Source organism: Roseomonas elaeocarpi, assembly GCF_042433915.1.
In the GTDB taxonomy this organism is placed as follows: Bacteria; Pseudomonadota; Alphaproteobacteria; order Acetobacterales; family Acetobacteraceae; genus Roseomonas; species Roseomonas elaeocarpi.
The window spans coordinates 123,977-141,159 of sequence record NZ_JBHLUN010000008.1 but is presented as its reverse complement, the minus strand read 5'-3'; the positions used below and the strand labels follow the sequence as shown (position 1 = coordinate 141,159).

Genomic DNA, 17,183 nt, shown 5'->3' with positions numbered 1-17,183 from the left:
CAGCGGGGACGGTGCGCGCGTGTACGAGTGGGACTTCTACTTCATCTGGGGCTACCGCTGGCTGTTTCTCCAGGGCCTCGGCGTCACGGTGCTGTTCACCGTGGCGATCGTGGTGGCGGGCCTCGTGGTCGGGCTGCTCGCCGGGCTGATGCGCCTGTCGCGCTGGCGCGTCGTGCGCTGGGTGGCGCAGGCCTATGTCGAGGTGTTCCGCTGCACGCCGGTGCTGGTGCAGCTGGTGTGGTTCTACTACGCGCTGCCGATCCTGCTGGGCGTGGAGATGTCGGCCACCACCGCCGCGGCCCTGGCGCTGACGCTCTACGGCGGCTCCTTTTATTCCGAGATCATCCGCGGCGGCATCGTCTCGATTGAGGCCGGGCAACGCGAGGCGGCCGAAGCGCTGGGCATGATGCCGGGGCAGGCGATGCGCCGCATCATCCTGCCGCAGGCGGTGCGCCGCATGGTGCCGGCGCTGATGAACCAGTCGATCATCCAGTTCAAGAACACCTCGTTGGTGTCCGTGCTGGCGGTGCCGGACCTGCTCTACCAGGGGCAGGCGGTGGCGCACGACACCTACCGGCCGCTGGAGGTCTACTCGCTGGTGGCGGTGATCTACTTCGCCGTGCTGTTTCCGCTGACGCTGCTGGTCGGGCGGATCGAGGCGCGGCTGCGGCGGAGCGACGCGTGATGAGCGGTTCCACGGTGCCCCCCGCCACGCCGCGCGCGGCCCCGCCCGGGCAGCCCAAGATCGAGGTCGCAGCGCTGCGCAAGAGCTTCGGCGACCACGCCGTGCTGCGCGACATCAACTTCCGCGTCGACGCGGGCCAGGTCGTGGTGCTGCTGGGCCCTTCCGGCTCGGGCAAGTCCACGCTGCTTCGCTGCCTGAACCTGCTGGTGGTGCCCGATGGCGGTCGCGTGCGGGTGGGCGGCGACGGCTTCGACTTCGGCGCGGGGCAGCGCCTGCCGGACCGGCGCTCGCTGGCGCGGTTCCGGGCCAATACCGGCATGGTGTTCCAGCAGTTCAACCTGTTTCCGCACATGACGGCGCTGGAAAACGTCATGGAGGGGCCGCGCACCGTCCGCCGCACCCCGCGCGCCGAGGCCGAGGCGCTGGCGCGCGACCTGCTGCGCCGCGTGGGTCTCGAGGATCGCGCGGCCGAGTACCCGTCGCGCCTGTCGGGCGGGCAGAAGCAGCGGGTCGCCATCGCCCGCGCCCTGGCCATGCGGCCGGAGGTGATGCTGTTCGACGAGGCGACCTCGGCGCTGGACCCCGAGCTGGTGGGCGAGGTTCTGGCGGTGATCCAGCAACTCGCGGCGGAGGGCATGACCATGGTGATCGTGACGCATGAGATCGCCTTTGCCCGCGACGTGGCCGACCGCGTGGTGTTCATGCGCGACGGCGTGGTGGTCGAGGAGGGCCCGCCCGCCCAGGTGATCGACGCCCCGCAGCAAGCCGCGACGCGCAGCTTCCTGTCGCACTTCCACCGCCAGGCGGTTTAACGCGGAACGGCCGCCGCAGGGCGGCGTCGCCCACGGGGCGCGCGGGTCGCCAACCTGGCGGGCAGGGGGCCATGCCCCTGCCGGCGCCGCGGCCGGCACAACGAGGAGTTCACACGAGATGACCAGCACCGTCCCGACGGTCGAGCGCATGCAGCTCTTCCTGGTGGAAAGCCCGATCCGCATGGCGCGCGCCCAGGGCGTCGGCGCCGTGAAGGGCACGGTCAAGCGCGTGCTGATCCGCCTGACCGCCACGGGCGGGCTGGTGGGCTGGGGCGAGGCCGCGGCCTGGGAAGTCTTCACCGACACCGCCGAGGGCGCCTTCGCCGCGTTGGACGTGTACCTGCGCCCGGTGATCCTGGGGCAGCCGATCAACCGCGTGCGGGACCTGCTGGCGCGGATGGACCGCACCGTGGTCGGCCACACCGACGCCAAGGCCGGCGCCGAGATGGCCTTCTTCGACCTGCTCGGCCGGCATTCCGGACTCTCGGTGGCGGAGCTGCTGGGCGGGCGGGTGCGCGACACCATCCCGCTGAGCTTCTCGATCGCCGATCCGGACTTCGCGGCCGACCTCGCGCGGATGCACGCCATGGTTCCGGCCGGCAACCGGCTGTTCAAGGTCAAGACCGGCGTGAAGCCGCACCGCGAGGACATGGCGCACCTGGAGGCCATCCGCGATGCCTTCGGCGACACGGTGGACCTGCGCCTCGACTACAACCAGGCGCTGGAGCCCTTCGGCGCCATGACGGTGCTGCGCGACGTGGACCGCTTTCGCCCGACCTTCATCGAGCAGCCGGTGCCGCGGCGCCACCTCGACGCCATGGCGGGCTTCGCCGCGGCGCTCGATACGCCGATCCTGGCGGATGAGAGCTGCTTCGACGCCACCGACCTGCTGGAGGTCGTGCGCCGACAGGCGGCGGACGCGATCTCGGTCAAGTTGATGAAGTGCGGCGGGATGCTGCGGGCGCAAGCGATGATGGCGATCGCCGACACGGCCGGGCTGCCGGGCTACGGCGGGACCTTGTGGGAGGGCGGCATCGCCCTGGCGGCGGGCACGCAGATGATCGCGGCGACGCCGGGGATCTCGCTGGGCTGCGAGTTCTACATGCCCCACCACGTGCTGACCGAGGATGTGCTGGAAGAGCGCGTCACCAACCGCGACGGCGCGGTGGTGGTGCCGGATGGGCCAGGCCTGGGCATCCGGGTGAGCGAGGCCTCGGTGCGCGCCGGGGCGCGGATCCTGGCCGAGGCCGGCTGACGGGAGCGGGTTGCGCCGGCGGGTAGGGGTGCGCCCCTGCCGCACCGGGATCATTGCCGGGGCATGGGCCACCGGATGAAAAAAGGGGCGGCTCCCGCAAGGAAGCCGCCCCTTTTCCTTGCCGGCGCGGGTGATCCCGCGCCGGTGTGTTTCCTCAGGCCGCCAGGGCCACCGCCGCCGGGACGAGGCTGGCGCGGATCGCCGCGACGCGGGGCATGTCAGCCGCGGTCAGGCGGGGCACCAGACGCTCGGCCGTGGCGCGGCCGTCGTCCTGGGCGAAGTCGGCGTACATGGTCATCGCGGCGCCGCCGTTGGCGAAGGACGCGCGGTTGCCGGTGTCGAGGTAGCTCTCGGCGGCAACGCCCTCGGCCAGGATGGCGTCGTGCTGCGGCAGCTCGACGTGCCAGTAGGTCACGGCGGCGCGGGCGCGCTCCTGCACGATGGTCTGGCCGTTCACCAGGTGCTGCACGGGGATCAGCAGGCCATCGATCAGCAGGCAGTGGTCGGGCGACATCACCAGGTCACGCACCGGCAGGTTGTTGCCCAGCGCACCGGCCAGGACGCGAACCGGCTGCACCGCCTCGGCGCGGGGGTGACGGAGCAGGTCGACCTGACGGAAGCCGATCCAGCTCACCGGCGCCCACTCACCCTGGCGGCCGGACACCACGCGGACCTCGTCGCCGGCGCGCAGGTTCTCGACCGCGACGGCGCCGCGGCGCGTCTCGATCATCGTGCCCGTGACGTAGCAGGGCAGCGGCGTCGTGGACTGGAAGCTGATCGCCTCGATTTCCTGCAGGAAGCTCGAGTAGTGGGTGGTGTTGTTGACGACGGTGTAGCTGTTGTCGCCGATGCCGTTGACCGTGTAGTCGCTGGCCGAGCCCTGGAACACGGCGGTGTCGTAACCCTCGCCGCCAACGATGATGTTGTTGCTGTTCGCGTCGGCGTAGATCACGTCGTCGCCGGCGCCGCCGTACAGCAGGTTGTTGCCCGTGCCGCCGTACAGGGTATCGTTGCCCGAACCGCCGTCGATGACGTCGTCACCGCCCTTGCCGAACAGGACGTCGTTGCCGGCCAGGCCGAGCAGCGCGTCGTCGCGGTCGGTGCCTTCCTTCAGGTCACCGCCCGAGGTGCCGACGTAGAGAGTGCCCGGATCGAAGCTGATCGCCATTGTTTCGCCTTCCCGCTCTGTTGCCCCGGCGCAGTGCGACGAGGATCAAAATGGAGCGGGTGGCCAGGAAATGAGACGCCAGAGACATGTTTCGCACAGGGGATGAGAATTATCGCCCGTGCTTAGAACCCACGCTCAGTAATCCAGCACCTGCCGCTCCAGCGACAGTTTTCTAAAAAAATGCTGCGCTGCTCTACGTACAGGCGGTTGTAACTGTTATTTTCTTCTCGCAACCTCGTCGAAGTAGACGAGCCGCAAGAAACAACCAAAGGTAGAAATTTAGAAGAATTCAAAATCGTGTAAGGCGAAGTATACGTTCGATGCAGGTGTCCTGTAAGGATTGCTGTCACGTTTGCGCGCGCAAGAAGCCTCAATGCACGCCCGGAATGACGCGCAAGTGTGGCCGTGGGCAGAGTCGGCGGCGCCAGGAAGGGGTGGTGCGCCAGGACGATTCGCGTCCTGTCAGGCGGCACGGTCCGCAGCTTGCGCAGCAGCCGGATCAGCCCGGCGCGATGAACGGAGCCGTCCGACCAGTTGCGGCGCAGTCCGCCCCGGCTGACGGTGTTCAGGCTCAGCACCGCGACCTCGTCGTCGATCCAGCCGGGCTCGATTTCCGGCGACACGAAGTGGCGGAAGCGGCCGTAGGGGTCGAGGAACCGCTCCCAGGGCCAGTAGGCGGTGATGTCGTGGTTGCCCGGGATCGCGATCCACGGAGCCTTGAGGGCGCGAAGGAACTCCATGGCGGCCGCGTATTCCCGTCGCCTCGCCCGCATCGTCAGGTCGCCCGTCACCGCAATGAGGTCGGCGGGGTCTTCGTTCAGCCGGTCCACCAGGCTGGCCACCACCACGTCATCGGTGCGGCCGAAATGGAGGTCGGAAATCTGGTCGATGCGCCTCATGCCGGGTTCTCCGGCCGCAGGACCCGCAGCGCCCCGGGCCGCACGCTGAAGCGCAGAGGGAGGTCGAGCACCTGGAGTTCCCCATCCACGGCCACCCGCATGTGCGGCCGCCGGGCATTCACCGTGAGGGTTTCGGTGCGGAAGTGTTCCACCTCGTCCGCCCGCCGCCAGGAGCCGAACACCATCGCCAGGATCATGAAAACTCCCCAAAGCACCCCGAAGCGCCGGGGGCGGTAAACAGCGAGGTATCCCAGGTCGAGCTGCGGCCGGCGGAACAGGCTGCCGACCGCTTCCTCGTAGGGGTTGTTCACCACCGACAGCGCCGCGGCGCGGACCTCGCGCATGGGGCTGCCCGGCATCGAGATCTGCAGCCGCATCGGCGGCCGCGCCATGCCGCGCAGCGTGCCCAGGATCGGCTTCAGCCGCGCGACGAAGCCCGACTTCCGACGATTGGCCTGACGGAAGCGGGCGAAGCGGTTGGGCAGGCCCAGCACCGCCTGGCAGGTGAACACCACGCCGTTCACCTCGCCCAGGTCGATGTTCTGCGTCTGGGCGGTGCGCAGCGCCGCGGCGGCCTCGGCCGGATCGAGCGGCATGCCCAGGTCGCGGGCGAGGAGGTTCAGCGTGCCGAGCGGCACCACCGCCAGGATGCGGTCGGTGCCGGCGATGCGGCGGGCGGCGCCGTGCACGGTGCCGTCGCCGCCGCCCACGATGATGACCGGTGCGTCCGAGGCCACGGCGCGGTCGAGTCGCGTGCCCATCTCGGCACCGTCCTCATCCCCGATGACCTGGAGGTCGAAGTCGCGCCGCAGGATCTCTTCGATGCGGCCGCGCAGGTCGGGCTGCCGCTGCAGCGTTCCGGCCTTGTTGTTCATGACGAGTACCGCGCGCTGCATGCTGGTGTCCCGGAAGAAGCCGGGTCGGCAACGCGTCGTCGGTCCGGCCAGTTGCCGGAACCGGGCCCGCGCCCGCCCGGACGTCGGGCGCTGGGCGGGGAGGGCCCTCCGGGGCGCGGCGAACCGCGTCCCGGAAGGGGTCAGCTGCGGATCAGGCCGCCTGCTGGGTGGTGCTGGCCATGGAGCGCAGCACGTAGTGCAGGATGCCGCCCTGGCGGTAGTACTCGACCTCGTCGGCCGTATCGACGCGGCACAGCAGCGTGGTGCGGTGCTCGGTGCCGTCGGGGCGGTGGATCACCAGCGTCAGGTCCATGCGCGGCTTGATGTCGTCGAGACCCAGGATGTCCACGGTTTCCTCACCCGTGAGGCCCAGGGACTCGCGCGTCTCGCCGTTCTTGAACATCAGCGGCAGCACGCCCATGCCCACGAGGTTGGAGCGGTGGATGCGCTCGAAGCTCTCGCAGATCACGGCCTTGACGCCCAGCAGGAAGGTGCCCTTGGCCGCCCAGTCACGGGAGGACCCGGTGCCGTATTCCTTGCCGCCGAAGATCACCAGCGGCACGCCCTCGGCCTTGTAGCGCATCGCAGCATCGTAGATCGGCATCACGTCGCCCGAAGGCAGGTGCTTGGTGATGCCGCCCTCGATGCCCGGCACCATCTCGTTCTTGATGCGGGTGTTGGCGAAGGTGCCCCGCATCATGACCTCGTGGTTGCCGCGGCGGGCGCCGTAGCTGTTGAAGTCGGCCTGACGGACCTGGTGCTCGGTCAGGTATTCGCCGGCCGGCGCGCTCTTCTTGATCGAGCCAGCGGGCGAGATGTGGTCGGTGGTGATGCTGTCGCCCAGCTTCGCCAGCACGCGCGCGCCCTCGATGCCGCCGCGGGTCTCGGGCTCCATCGTCATGCCCTCGAAGTAGGGCGGGTTCTGCACGTAGGTGGAGCCGGAGTTCCAGCGGAAGGTCTCGCTGCCGGTGTCGACGCGGATGTCCTGCCACTGCTTGGTGCCCTCGAAGACGTGGGCGTAGCGGCTCTGGAACATGTCGCGGTCGAGCGAGGAGGCGACGATCTCGTTGATCTCGGCCTGGGTCGGCCAGATGTCCTTCAGGTACACGTCCTGGCCGTCATTGCCCTTGCCGAGCGAGGCGGTGGTGATGTCCTGGGTGATCGTGCCGAGCAGCGAGTAGGCCACCACCAGCGGCGGCGAGGCCAGGTAGTTGGCGCGGACGTTGGGGTGGATGCGCCCCTCGAAGTTGCGGTTGCCCGACAGCACCGAGACCGCGACCAGCTTGTTGGCCTCGATCGACTCCGCGATCTCGTCGCTGATCGGGCCGGAGTTGCCGATGCAGGTGGTGCAGCCGTAGCCCACCGTCTGGAAGCCGATGGCGTCCAGGTCCGCCTGCAGGCCGGCGCGGTTCAGGTAGTCGGTCACCACCTGCGACCCGGGGGCCAGCGAGGTCTTCACCCAGGGCTTCGGACGCAGGCCCTTGGCGTGCGCCTTGCGGGCCACCAGGCCAGCGGCCACCAGCACGTAGGGGTTGGAGGTGTTGGTGCAGGACGTGATCGCCGCGATCACCACGTCGCCATGGCCCAGGTCGTGGTTGGCGTTGGCCACCGCGAAGCGCTTGGTGGTGTCGGGCGCCACCGTGGTGCCGGCCAGCGCCGGCAGGTCACGGGTGAAGGCGTTGGCGGCGTCGTTCAGCACCACGCGGTCCTGCGGGCGCTTCGGACCGGCGAGCGAGGGCACGACGGTCGCGAGGTCGAGTTCGAGGGTGTCGGTGAAGACCGGGTCGGCGGTGTTGGTGTCGCGCCACAGGCCCTGGGCCTTGGAGTAGTCCTCCACCAGCTTGATGCGGTTCTCCTCGCGGCCCGACAGGCGCAGGTATTCCAGCGTGATGCTGTCGACGGGGAAGAAGCCGCAGGTGGCGCCGTATTCCGGGGCCATGTTGCCGATGGTGGCACGGTCGGCCAGCGGCAGCTGGTCGAGGCCCTGGCCGAAGAACTCCACGAACTTGCCGACCACGCCCTTCTTGCGGAGCATCTGGGTCACGGTCAGCACCAAGTCGGTGGCGGTCACGCCTTCCTTGAGCTTGCCGGTCAGGCGGAAGCCGATCACGTCGGGGATCAGCATGGCGATCGGCTGGCCCAGCATCGCGGCCTCGGCCTCGATGCCGCCCACGCCCCAGCCCAGCACGCCCAGGCCGTTGACCATGGTGGTGTGGCTGTCGGTGCCGTAGCAGCTATCGGGATAGGCGTAGGTCTCGCCCACCTCGGTGCGGGTCCAGACCACCTGCGCCAGGTGCTCCAAGTTCACCTGGTGGCAGATGCCGGCGCCCGGGGGCACCACGCGGAAGTTGTCGAAGGCCGACTGGCCCCAGCGGAGGAACTCGTAGCGCTCGCCGTTGCGCTGGTACTCGATGGCGACGTTCTTCTCGAGCGCGTCGGCCTCGCCGGACACGTCCACCATCACGGAGTGGTCGATCACGAGGTCCACGGGAACCAGCGGGTTCACGCGCTTGGGCTCACCGCCCAGCGCCACGATGCCGTCGCGCATGGCGGCGAGGTCCACCACCGCCGGCACGCCGGTGAAGTCCTGCATCAGGATGCGGGCGGGGCGGAAGGGCACCTCGCGCTCGCTGTGCGCGGCCTCGAGCCAGCCGGTGAAGGCCTTGGCGTCGTCCACGGTGTAGGCGCGGCCGTCCTCGAAGCGCAGCACGTTCTCCAGCAGCACCTTCAGGCTGTTGGGCAGGCGGGCGAAGTCGGTGCCCAGCGCCTTGGCCGCTTCGGGGATGGAGAAGTAATGGAATTCCTTGCCGTCGACCGTCAGGGTCCGGCGGGTCTTCAGGGTGTCCTGCCCGATCATGCGCATCGCGACGAAATCCCTTGCGGTGTGTTGTGAAATCCCCCGGCTTGAAGCATGGCGGCCGGGATGGGTCCAGAGTGCAGAAAGGAAGTGGCGCAGTGTTAAGGGCCGAGGAACTGGTGTTGCGCCGGGGCGGCCATGATGTTGTCGCAGGGCTCGGCTTGGAAATCATGCCCGGCGAGGCGATAATGCTTCTCGGTCGCAATGGCGCGGGCAAGTCAACGCTGCTTCGGGCACTTGCCGGCTTGCTGCGCCCGACCTCGGGAAGGGTGTGCTGGAACGGTGCGGACATCCGCGAGGACTTGGCCGAACACGGGCAGCGGCTGCGCTGGGTCGGCCATCTCGACGCCGCCAAGCCGTCGCTGACGGTGCGCGAGAACCTCCGCTTTCTTGCCCGGCTGTTAGGTGGCGAGGTGCAGCAGGCGCTGGACGCCATGGCGTTGAACGCCATCGCGGACCAGCCGGCGCGCTCGCTCTCCTCGGGCCAGCGGCGGCGGCTGGCGCTGTCGCGGCTCGTGCTGGGGCAGGCGCCGCTCTGGCTGCTCGATGAGCCGACGGTGGGGCTGGATGCCGCCTCGGTGGCGCGGCTCGGGCCGGTGCTGGCGCGGCACCGCGCGGCGGGCGGGATGATCGTGGCGGCGACGCACCTGCCGCTGCCGGTCACCGACATGCGCGAGGTGACGCTGTGAGGAAGACGGCATGAGAAGCTGGACCGCCGTGCTGGGGCGCGAGCTGACCCTGGCGGTGCGCCACCCGGGCGATGCGCTGGCGGCGATGCTGTTCTTCCTGGTGGTGTGCTCGCTGTTTCCCTTCGGCGTGGGTCCGGGGCCGGAGCTGCTGGCGCGGCTGGCGCCGGGCGCGCTGGTGGCCTCGGGGCTGCTGGCGGCGATCCTGCCGCTCGACCGGTTGTGGGGCGCGGAGGCCGAGGACGGCTCGCTGGACCTGCTGCTGCTTTCGGGGCTCGGGCCGGCGACGCTGGCGCTGGCCAAGGCAGTGGCGCACTGGATCACCACGGGCCTGCCGCTGGTGGTGGCGACGCCGCTCGCGGCCGCGATGCTGAGCCTGCCGCCCGGCGCCTGGCCGGTGGCCTGCCTGGCGCTGGCGCTGGGCTCGGCGGTGCTGTCGCTCTTGGGCACCATGGGGGCGGCGCTGACGCTGGGCGCCCGGCGGGGCACGGCGCTGCTGCCGGTGCTGGTGCTGCCGCTGGCGGTGCCGGTGGTGATCTTCGCCGCCGCCGCGATCGAGGCGGGGGCCACGGCGCTGACGCCCAGGCCCTACCTGCTGTTGCTGGGGGCGATGCTGGTGCTGGCGCTGCCGCTGGCGCCGCTCGCCGCCGGTGCGGCGCTGCGGACGGACTGAGCGGGTGGATTGCGCGCGGTGCAGGTCTTCTTCGTGACACATCCAGAGGTCGTGATCGACCCGGCCGTGCCAGTGCCGCGCTGGCGCCTCTCGCCCGCCGGCATCGCGGCGATGCGCCGCTTCAGCCTGGAGCCCGCGCTGCGCGGGGTCGAAGCCATCTGGAGCAGCACCGAGGCCAAGAGCATCGAGGCCGCGGGCATCCTGGCGGCCGAGCGGGGGATCGGCCTCTCGGTGCATGCCGGGCTGGGCGAGAACGACCGCTCCGCCACCGGCTACCTGCCGAAGGCCGAGTTCGAGGCCCTGGCCGACCGTTTCTTCGCCGAGCCGGAGCGGAGCATCCGCGGCTGGGAACGCGCGGTGGATGCGCAGGCGCGTGTGGTGGTGGCGGTGCGGGACATCCTGCAGGGGCACGGCGGCCGCGGCGACCTCGCGCTGGTGTCGCATGGCGGGGTGGGCACGCTGCTCCTTTGCCATCTGCTGGGAGAGCCGATTTCCCGCCGGCACGACCAGCCGGCCCAGGGCAACCTGTTCCGCTTCGACCCGGCCAGCTGGCGTGTGCTGGAAGGCTGGCGGCCCCTGGGCTGACAACGGGGGCTGACGAGGGGGCGACACGGGGACCGAGACGGGGCTGACACGGGGGGGCTGGGACGGGGGCGCCGAGTAGGCCGGGGCTAGGCGGCGCCTGCCCGCCGCGTCCATCCGCCCGCCTGCGCAAGACGATGCGCACGGCGTCGCAAGCTCGGGCTTGAATCGGCGCGCCACCCGGTTCATTCCGGGACCTCAGGAGAAACAGGTCATGCCGAGTTTCAAGGGCAAGGCGCCCGGTGCCGGCGCGGGCGAGATTTCCCGCCGGACCCAGGCGCTCCGTCCCAGCATCGCGCTGGGACCCAAGCAGCGCGACCGGGCGCGCCAGCTACGCCGCCAGGGCCACGAGCCGGAGGCCATCGCCAAGGCGATGGAGGTTCCGGTCGAGGAGATCGAGAAGGCGCTGGTGCAGATGCGCATGCCGCGCCCCGAAACTACGCGCGGCACGCTCAACGTCACGCTGGACGCGCACCGGCTGGTGATGACGGAGCGCAAGGGCGACGAGCCGATCTGGGTCACCATGGACCGGCTGCTGAACGAGCTTCTCCGCTTGCGCGCCGAGCGGGACCGCCCGCGCCGGCTGAAGGAAGACCAGGCGGCGCTTCCCCTGTTCGGGGGGGAGGCTTGAAACTACGGGATCGGCAGCGCGCGCAGGCACGGGCCTGCGGGGCGATGCAGAGGGTGAAGCAGGACGTGCGGACCATCGCGGTCTTCGGCCCTGGCGGGACCGGCCTGCGGGCCGCCGCGCGCGCGGTGTTGCCGGCGCTGCTCCTGCTGGCGCTGCCGGGCTTCGCCGTCGCCAAGGTGCCGGACGCGCTGCGGGCGCCCTTCGCGCCGCTGCCCAACATCTCGCACCCCGCCACGGCCTGTCCGACGGCGCCCGAGCCGCAGCGCTTCATCGAGGGCGTCAGCTTCTACGCCGACCCGAAGTTCTCGCGCCCCGACGCGAAGCGCCTCGAAGCCGACCGGGAAATCCAGAAGAAATTCGACCTCTGGCTCGACGCGATCCAGGCGGCGGTGGACCGCCGTCGCACCGGGGAGCGTGGCGCCGCCGCCTGCGCGCTGACGCTGCTGGACAGCTGGGCCAAGGCCGGGGCGCTGGCGGGGGCGGTGAACTGGCAGGGTTCCTACCACCGCATCTGGGCGCTGGCCGGTGCGGGCATCGCCTTCCTGCAGATCCGCGATGCCGAGGGGCTGGACCAAACGGCCGCCGGGCGCGTCGGGCGCTGGATGAAGGAGGTCGCGGCGCTGATCCGCCCCGACTACGACCGCGAAAGCCGGGCTGCGATCAGCGACGCGCGCAACAACCAGTCCGCCTGGGCCGGGCTGGCGGTGGCGGTGGCCGGCATCGCCGGCGGCGACCGGGAATTGCTGGACTGGGGCGTCGCGCGGCTGCGCGCGCAGCTGGCGCAGGTCACGCCGGAGGGCGCCCTGCCGCAGGAGCTCGCGCGCGGCCCGCTGGCGCTGCACTACCACCTGTTTGCCCTGCAGCCGATCGCGGCGCTGGAGCGGCTGGCGGCTGCCAACAACATCGCTCTCACCCCGGCCGAGACGGCGGCGCTGGAGCGGCTGACCCGCTTCACCCTGGCCGCGGCGCAGGACCCGAAGCGCATCAACGAGCTCGCGCATGCAACCCAGAAGGATTTCTGGCTGGACGGCAAGCCGCCGCTCACCGCCGGTGCCGGTCTCGACCTGAGGGCGCAGGCCGCGCCGCAGGCGGAGCTGGACGCGGCGCTGCAGCCCTTCCGGCCTTACCGGGAGCGCTGGCTGGGCGGGCTGGTCACGGGCCTCTGGTCGCCCCGGCGCGGGGGGGCTGCAACGGTGGCCGCGACGCCGCCCGGCACGCCGCAGGTTCCAGGCGGTGCCAAGGTGGCGCCCACCGCGCCGCAGGTTCCGGGCGGCGCAGTGGTGCCCGTGACTCCGCAGGTCCCGGACGGTGCCACGATGGCACCACCGGCAGGCATGCCGGCCGCCGTGCCGTCCCCCGCCGCACCGGTCGGACCGCCCAGCGAGGCGGGGCACGCATCGACGCCGGCCGCGCCGGTTCCCGCTGCGCCGTCAGCCGCCGCCTCGCCGCCGCCCGCCCCGGCCGCTGTTCCGGCTCCCGACGCGGCCCAGGCCTCTCCGGTCCCGGCTCCGTCGGCGCCGACGCCGTCCCTGGCACCCGCTGCTCCAGCCATGGCACCGGCGAACCCGACCCCGGCAGTGCCGTCGGCGGCCGCGACGGTGCCACCCGCTGCATCCCCCGCGATCCCGGCTGTTCCGACCGGCGGCGTTCGCGGGGAAGGTGCTGCCCAGCCGCCGACCACCGCGACCGACGCGGCCGGTGGGAGGTCCCCGTCGCCAACCGCCTCCGTGAGCCAGGCGGCCCCGGGAAGCGACGTTCCGCCCGTGGGCGCCGCGGTCGCGCCGGCCCCGGGCGCTACTCCTCCCGCCGCGGACGCTCCAGCAGCCGCGTCACCGCCGCCGGCACGCTGAGGGCGCCGGCCAGCACCGCCACCACCGCCTCGCAGACCGGCAGCTCGACGCCCGCCGCCCGGGCGCGCGCCACGAGGGCCGGGGCGGTGGCGGCGCCTTCGGCCACGCCGCTGCTGGCGGCGAGCGCCTCGGCGGGGGTCGAGCCCTGCCCCAGGGCGTGGCCGAGGCGGAAGTTACGACTGCTGGTGCCGGTGCAGGTCAGCAGCAGGTCGCCAAGGCCCGACAGGCCCGAGGCGGTTTCCACCCGGCCGCCCAGCGCCGCTACCAGCCGGGCGATCTCGGCCAGGGCGCGCGACACCAGCGCGGCGCGGGCATTCTCGCCCAGGCCCGCGCCCATGGCGGCGCCGGCGGCAATCGCCACCACGTTCTTGGCGGCGCCGCAAAGCTGCACGCCGGTCGGGTCGCTGCCCGGGTAGAGCCGGAAGGCCCCGGTGCCGAGGCGTTCGCAGGCCTCGGCCCGCAGGCCCGCGTCGTCGCTCGCCACCACCGCCGCGGCGGGCAGGCCGGCCGCGACCTCGTGCGCGAAGTTCGGCCCCGACAGCACCGCGGCGGGCAGGGTGGGCGCCCGTGCGCGCAGCACCTCGATCGGCAGGCACAACGTGCCGGTCTCGACACCCTTGCTGACCAGCACGGCGGGCGGCAGCGGCGGCAGCGCGCCCAGTGTCGCGCGCAGGTGCTGCAGCGGCACCGCCAGCACGGCGATCGTCGCGCCCGCCAGCGCGTCCTCCGCGGCGTGGGTGATCCGCAGGCCGGTCAGCGCCGCGCCGGGCAGGCGCGGGTTCCGGTTCTCGCCTTGCAGCCGCGCGGCCCCCTCGGCGGTGCGGACCCAGAGCGCGACGTCGTTGCCGGCACGCAGAGCCTGGAGGGCCAGGGCCGTGCCCCAGGCGCCGGCGCCGATCACGGCGAGGCGGCGCGGGGCCGGATCGGCAGCGGATTTCATGGGCCGCGCCTCCTTATTCGTCGGTCAGCCGGGTGACCGCGATGCCGGCACCGGGCTCGCCGGTGGCGAGATGCGACAGCAGCGCAGCCAGGATGGCGCCGGCGCAGTGCTCGAAGCCGCCTTCGGGCATCCAGGGACCGTTCACCACCACCAGGCCGCAGCCGTTCAGCCGCGTCGGGTCGGTGGGCTCGCGCAGCCAGAGCTCGCAGGCCACGGCGTCGCGCGGCCCATTCTCGCGCAGCCGGTCGTGGAAGGCGCGCACCGGGGCGCGGTGCTTCACCGGGTACCAGGCCGCCTGCACCACGCCGCGGAAGCGGGCGGACACGGCGGCGATGCTGTCGGCCAGGCGGTCGAACTCGCCCTCGCGCTCGAAAGGCGGGTCATAGAGGATGAGGCCGCGCTTCTCGGGAAAAGGCGTTAGCGCCCGGGCCGCTTCCCAGCCGTCGCGGGCATGGACGGCCACGCGCCGGTCGCGCCCCATGTTGGTGCGCAGCGTGGCCTGGTCCTCGGGATGCAGCTCGCAGAGGACGAGCGCGTCGTCCGGGCGCAGCAGGTGCTGCGCCAGCGCCGGGCTGCCGGGATAGGCGGGCGGCCAGCCCAGCGCGCGCACGGCGTCGAGCCAGGGGGCGAGGGCGCCGTCCCGGACTTCCGCCAGCCGGCCGATGCCGTTCTGCCATTCGCCGGTCCGCTCGGCTTCCGCGGCACGCAGGTCATAGCGGCCGATCCCGGCATGGGTGTCCAGCACGCGAAAGGGCGCCGGCTTGCGCGCCAGCGCCACGAGGATGTGGTGCAGCAGCGCGTGCTTCACGCAGTCGGCGAAGTTTCCGGCATGAAAGGCGTGGCGGTAGTTCATGCGGGGCGCCCTGCCACGCCCGCGGCCGCCGCGCCAGCCATCCCCGTCGCCACCGTGCCGGACGCGGCCGTGCTGCCGTCAGCCACCCCGATGCCGGCCACTTCGACGCCGGTCATCTCCGACAAGGGCCAGCGCGGGCGCGGCGCGTGTTCCACGCTGTCGGCGAGGCCCGCGCGCAGGCGCTCGATCCCGGCCCAGGCCACCATCACCGCGTTGTCGGTGCAAAGCCGGATCGGCGGCGCGATCAGCGGCAGGCCGTGCTGCGCGGCGACTGTGGCCAGGGCCTCGCGGATGGCGCTGTTGGCGGCGACGCCACCCGACACCACCAGCGCCGTGGCGCCGCGCGTCGCGCCCTTTGCGGCGGCAGCCTCCGCCGTGGCGCGGGCGCTCATCTTCCCACCCACGATCTCCGTACCCATCATGCGCAGCGCGTGGCGGGCGCGGTCGGCCATCACCGCGGCCACGCTGGCCTGGAAGGACGCGGCGATGTCGGCCTTGCCCGCCTCGTCGGTCAGGCGCCCCACCGCCTGCGACACCGCGGTCTTGAGGCCCGAGAAGGAAAAGTCGCAGCCCTCGCGCCCCAGCAGCGGGCGGGGCAGGGGGATGCGCTTCGGGTCGCCCTCGCGCGCCAGACGCTCGAGGTGCGGGCCGCCGGGCCAGGGCAGGCCCAGCAGCTTGGCGGATTTGTCAAAGGCCTCGCCCACCGCGTCGTCCAGCGTGGTGCCGAGACGGCGGTAGCGGCCCAGCCCTTCCACCGCGACGCACTGGCAGTGCCCGCCCGAGAGCAGCAGCAGCAGGTAGGGAAAAGCGGGTGCCTCGGGCAGCAGGCCCGGCAGGCGCGGCGTCAGCGCATGGGCTTCCAGGTGGTTCACCGCCACGAAAGGGAGATCGTTCGCCAGTGCCAGGCCCTTGCCGAAGCTGGCCCCCACGATCAGCCCGCCGATCAGCCCGGGGCCGGAGGTCGCGGCCACCGCGCCGAGGTCGTTCGCGCGCAGGCCCGCCTGCCGCAGCGCCTCGGCCGCCAGCGCCGGCATGTGGCGCAGGTGGGATCGCGCCGCGACCTCGGGCACCACGCCGCCGAAGCGCGCGTGCTCGGCGGTCTGGCTCAGGAGGGTTTCGCCCAGCACCCGCCCGTCGGGCGACAGCACCGCGGCGGCCGTTTCGTCGCAGCTGCTTTCCAGGCCCAGCACCGGACCAGCGAGGGGCGTGTTGAAGGCATGGCTGGTCACGACGGATGCCGCCCCAAGTGTGACATTCTGCATGACTGCACCTGCTTCCACGATCAGCGGGGGGGTTCTATGACGCGCCGATGCTTCCTGCCCACCCCGCGCGGCGCGCGCCGTTGCCAGACCTGCCCGCGACGTTCCGCGCCGACACCACGGAGGCCACGCCCAGCGTCCGGCCGCACGGGTCGCGCAACCTGCCGCTTCGGGTCGGCACGCGCGGCTCGCCGCTGGCGCTGTGGCAGACGCGGCACTTCTTGGAGCTGATCCTGCAGTTCTGCCCGGTGCTGCGCATGGCCGGCGCCTTCGAGGAGCACGTGATCAGCACCTCAGGCGACCAGATCCAGGACCGCCGGCTGGCGGATGTGGGCGGCAAGGGGCTGTTCGCCAAGGAGATCCACGAGGCGCTGCTCGATGGGCGCATCGACTTCGCCGTGCACAGCCTCAAGGACCTCGAAACCGAGATGCCGCCGGGCATTGTCCTGGCCTGTACGCTGCGGCGCGAGGACGTGCGCGACGTGCTGATCCCCGGGCCCGGCTGCGCCGCGCTCGATCCGTCCGACCCGCTGCGCTCGCTGCCGGCGGGCGCGGTGGTGGGCACCGCCAGCCTGCGGCGCCAGAGCCAGCTGCTGCATGCCCGCCCCGACCTGCGGGTCGAGGTGATCCGCGGCAACGTGCAGTCGCGGCTGAACAAGCTCAACAACGGCGAGGCCGACGCCACCATGCTGGCGCTGGCCGGGCTCAAGCGCCTCGGCATCTCGCCGCCGGGCATGGTGGTGCTCGACCCCGAGGCGATGGTGCCCGCCGCCGGCCAGGGCATCGTGGGCGTCACGGTGCGCGAAGGCGACACCGAGCTGCGCCAGCTGCTGCTGGCCATCGAGAACCCCGAGGCGCGTGCCGTGTCGCGGGCCGAGCGGGCGCTGCTGGCGGCGCTGGACGGGTCCTGCCGCACGCCGATCGGCGGCCACGCGCGGCTGCTGCCCAATGGCGAGCTGATGCTGACGGGGCTGGTCGCGCGGCCCGACGGCTCCTTCCTGCTCAAGCGCACGGTGCACGGCGCGGCGCGCGAGGCCGAGGCGCTGGGCCTGGCGCTGGGCGACGAGCTGCGCGCCGACAGCCCCGCCGACATCTTCGGCTGAACCCTGTGCCGGCGGCGTCGGCCGGACCTGCGGC

General features: G+C 72.1%; 16 protein-coding genes. 9 read left to right on the top strand and 7 right to left on the bottom strand.

The window, feature by feature from the left end:
* The first annotated feature begins 19 nt into the window (after positions 1-19).
* The 3 genes from ACFFGY_RS12080 (at position 20) to ACFFGY_RS12070 (ending at position 2,752) form a co-directional block, all read left to right on the top strand.
* Positions 20-685, top strand: a complete 666-nt coding sequence (locus ACFFGY_RS12080; protein WP_377044750.1) for an amino acid ABC transporter permease — start codon at positions 20-22, stop codon at positions 683-685.
* Entirely contained in the window at positions 685-1,497 is an 813-nt protein-coding gene (locus tag ACFFGY_RS12075) for an amino acid ABC transporter ATP-binding protein (protein ID WP_377044749.1), read from the top strand. Before ACFFGY_RS12080 ends, ACFFGY_RS12075 begins: the two co-directional genes overlap by 1 nt.
* Before the next feature lie 118 nt (positions 1,498-1,615).
* The gene (locus tag ACFFGY_RS12070) at positions 1,616-2,752 is read left to right on the top strand and encodes an enolase C-terminal domain-like protein (protein WP_377044748.1); all 1,137 of its coding nucleotides are present in this window, start codon (positions 1,616-1,618) and stop codon (positions 2,750-2,752) included.
* Positions 2,753-2,906: 154 nt separating this feature from the next.
* Here the strand turns inward: ACFFGY_RS12070 and ACFFGY_RS12065 are convergent, their stop codons facing one another.
* The 4 genes from ACFFGY_RS12065 to acnA form a co-directional block, all read right to left on the bottom strand.
* Positions 2,907-3,920: a Hint domain-containing protein gene (locus ACFFGY_RS12065; RefSeq protein WP_377044747.1), complete on the bottom strand. Its 1,014-nt coding sequence runs from the start codon at positions 3,918-3,920 to the stop codon at positions 2,907-2,909.
* Between the two features lie 122 nt (positions 3,921-4,042).
* Positions 4,043-4,819, bottom strand: a complete 777-nt coding sequence (locus ACFFGY_RS12060; RefSeq protein WP_377044746.1) for a metallophosphoesterase family protein — start codon at positions 4,817-4,819, stop codon at positions 4,043-4,045.
* Positions 4,816-5,715 (bottom strand): diacylglycerol/lipid kinase family protein, encoded by a 900-nt coding sequence (locus tag ACFFGY_RS12055; protein WP_377044745.1) that lies wholly within the window; start codon positions 5,713-5,715, stop codon positions 4,816-4,818. The genes ACFFGY_RS12060 and ACFFGY_RS12055 overlap by 4 nt, the downstream gene beginning before the upstream one ends.
* Positions 5,716-5,866: 151 nt before the next feature.
* Entirely contained in the window at positions 5,867-8,578 is a 2,712-nt protein-coding gene (acnA, locus tag ACFFGY_RS12050) for an aconitate hydratase AcnA (RefSeq protein WP_377044744.1), read from the bottom strand.
* Positions 8,579-8,649: 71 nt separating this feature from the next.
* Between acnA and ccmA the strand changes: the two genes are divergently transcribed.
* The 5 genes from ccmA to ACFFGY_RS12025 all read left to right on the top strand — a co-directional run bounded on the left by ccmA (position 8,650) and on the right by ACFFGY_RS12025 (position 12,994).
* Positions 8,650-9,261, top strand: a complete 612-nt coding sequence (gene ccmA / locus ACFFGY_RS12045; protein ID WP_377044743.1) for a heme ABC exporter ATP-binding protein CcmA — start codon at positions 8,650-8,652, stop codon at positions 9,259-9,261.
* A gap of 10 nt (positions 9,262-9,271) precedes the next feature.
* Positions 9,272-9,931 (top strand): heme exporter protein CcmB, encoded by a 660-nt coding sequence (gene ccmB / locus ACFFGY_RS12040; protein ID WP_377044742.1) that lies wholly within the window; start codon positions 9,272-9,274, stop codon positions 9,929-9,931.
* An 18-nt stretch (positions 9,932-9,949) separates the two neighbouring features.
* Positions 9,950-10,516 (top strand): histidine phosphatase family protein, encoded by a 567-nt coding sequence (locus tag ACFFGY_RS12035; protein WP_377044741.1) that lies wholly within the window; start codon positions 9,950-9,952, stop codon positions 10,514-10,516.
* Positions 10,517-10,727: 211 nt separating this feature from the next.
* Complete coding sequence (locus ACFFGY_RS12030; RefSeq protein WP_377044740.1) at positions 10,728-11,144, top strand: hypothetical protein; 417 nt, start codon at positions 10,728-10,730, stop codon at positions 11,142-11,144.
* Between the two features lie 44 nt (positions 11,145-11,188).
* Positions 11,189-12,994: an alginate lyase family protein gene (locus ACFFGY_RS12025; RefSeq protein WP_377044739.1), complete on the top strand. Its 1,806-nt coding sequence runs from the start codon at positions 11,189-11,191 to the stop codon at positions 12,992-12,994.
* Here the strand turns inward: ACFFGY_RS12025 and ACFFGY_RS12020 are convergent.
* The 3 genes from ACFFGY_RS12020 to tsaD are packed head-to-tail and all read right to left on the bottom strand — an operon-like array spanning position 12,939 to position 16,049.
* On the bottom strand, positions 12,939-13,934 hold the full coding sequence (locus ACFFGY_RS12020) for an NAD(P)H-dependent glycerol-3-phosphate dehydrogenase (protein WP_377044738.1): 996 nt from the start codon (positions 13,932-13,934) through the stop codon (positions 12,939-12,941). The two genes, ACFFGY_RS12025 and ACFFGY_RS12020, sit on opposite strands and share 56 nt — an antisense overlap.
* A gap of 13 nt (positions 13,935-13,947) precedes the next feature.
* Positions 13,948-14,787 (bottom strand): 23S rRNA (adenine(2030)-N(6))-methyltransferase RlmJ, encoded by an 840-nt coding sequence (locus ACFFGY_RS12015; RefSeq protein WP_377044737.1) that lies wholly within the window; start codon positions 14,785-14,787, stop codon positions 13,948-13,950.
* Complete coding sequence (gene tsaD, locus ACFFGY_RS12010) at positions 14,784-16,049, bottom strand: tRNA (adenosine(37)-N6)-threonylcarbamoyltransferase complex transferase subunit TsaD (RefSeq protein WP_377044736.1); 1,266 nt, start codon at positions 16,047-16,049, stop codon at positions 14,784-14,786. Before tsaD ends, ACFFGY_RS12015 begins: the two co-directional genes overlap by 4 nt.
* 47 nt (positions 16,050-16,096) lie before the next feature.
* Here tsaD and hemC point away from each other — a divergent pair, with 47 nt between their 5' ends.
* The gene (hemC, locus tag ACFFGY_RS12005; protein WP_377044735.1) at positions 16,097-17,149 is read left to right on the top strand and encodes a hydroxymethylbilane synthase; all 1,053 of its coding nucleotides are present in this window, start codon (positions 16,097-16,099) and stop codon (positions 17,147-17,149) included.
* Positions 17,150-17,183 lie beyond the last annotated feature (34 nt).

Excerpts from the sequence above, each read along its gene's own strand:
- ACFFGY_RS12075 (WP_377044749.1), top strand. The coding sequence starts at position 685 with ATGAGCGGTTCCACGGTGCCCCCCGCCACGCCGCGCGCGGCCCCGCCC.
- ACFFGY_RS12070 (WP_377044748.1), top strand. The coding sequence starts at position 1,616 with ATGACCAGCACCGTCCCGACGGTCGAGCGCATGCAGCTCTTCCTGGTG.
- ACFFGY_RS12065 (WP_377044747.1), bottom strand. The coding sequence starts at position 3,920 with ATGGCGATCAGCTTCGATCCGGGCACTCTCTACGTCGGCACCTCGGGC.
- ACFFGY_RS12060 (WP_377044746.1), bottom strand. The coding sequence starts at position 4,819 with ATGAGGCGCATCGACCAGATTTCCGACCTCCATTTCGGCCGCACCGAT.
- ACFFGY_RS12055 (WP_377044745.1), bottom strand. The coding sequence starts at position 5,715 with ATGCAGCGCGCGGTACTCGTCATGAACAACAAGGCCGGAACGCTGCAG.
- acnA (WP_377044744.1), bottom strand. The coding sequence starts at position 8,578 with ATGCGCATGATCGGGCAGGACACCCTGAAGACCCGCCGGACCCTGACG.
- ccmB (WP_377044742.1), top strand. The coding sequence starts at position 9,272 with ATGAGAAGCTGGACCGCCGTGCTGGGGCGCGAGCTGACCCTGGCGGTG.
- ACFFGY_RS12030 (WP_377044740.1), top strand. The coding sequence starts at position 10,728 with ATGCCGAGTTTCAAGGGCAAGGCGCCCGGTGCCGGCGCGGGCGAGATT.
- ACFFGY_RS12025 (WP_377044739.1), top strand. The coding sequence starts at position 11,189 with ATGCAGAGGGTGAAGCAGGACGTGCGGACCATCGCGGTCTTCGGCCCT.
- ACFFGY_RS12020 (WP_377044738.1), bottom strand. The coding sequence starts at position 13,934 with ATGAAATCCGCTGCCGATCCGGCCCCGCGCCGCCTCGCCGTGATCGGC.
- ACFFGY_RS12015 (WP_377044737.1), bottom strand. The coding sequence starts at position 14,787 with ATGAACTACCGCCACGCCTTTCATGCCGGAAACTTCGCCGACTGCGTG.
- tsaD (WP_377044736.1), bottom strand. The coding sequence starts at position 16,049 with ATGCAGAATGTCACACTTGGGGCGGCATCCGTCGTGACCAGCCATGCC.
- hemC (WP_377044735.1), top strand. The coding sequence starts at position 16,097 with ATGCTTCCTGCCCACCCCGCGCGGCGCGCGCCGTTGCCAGACCTGCCC.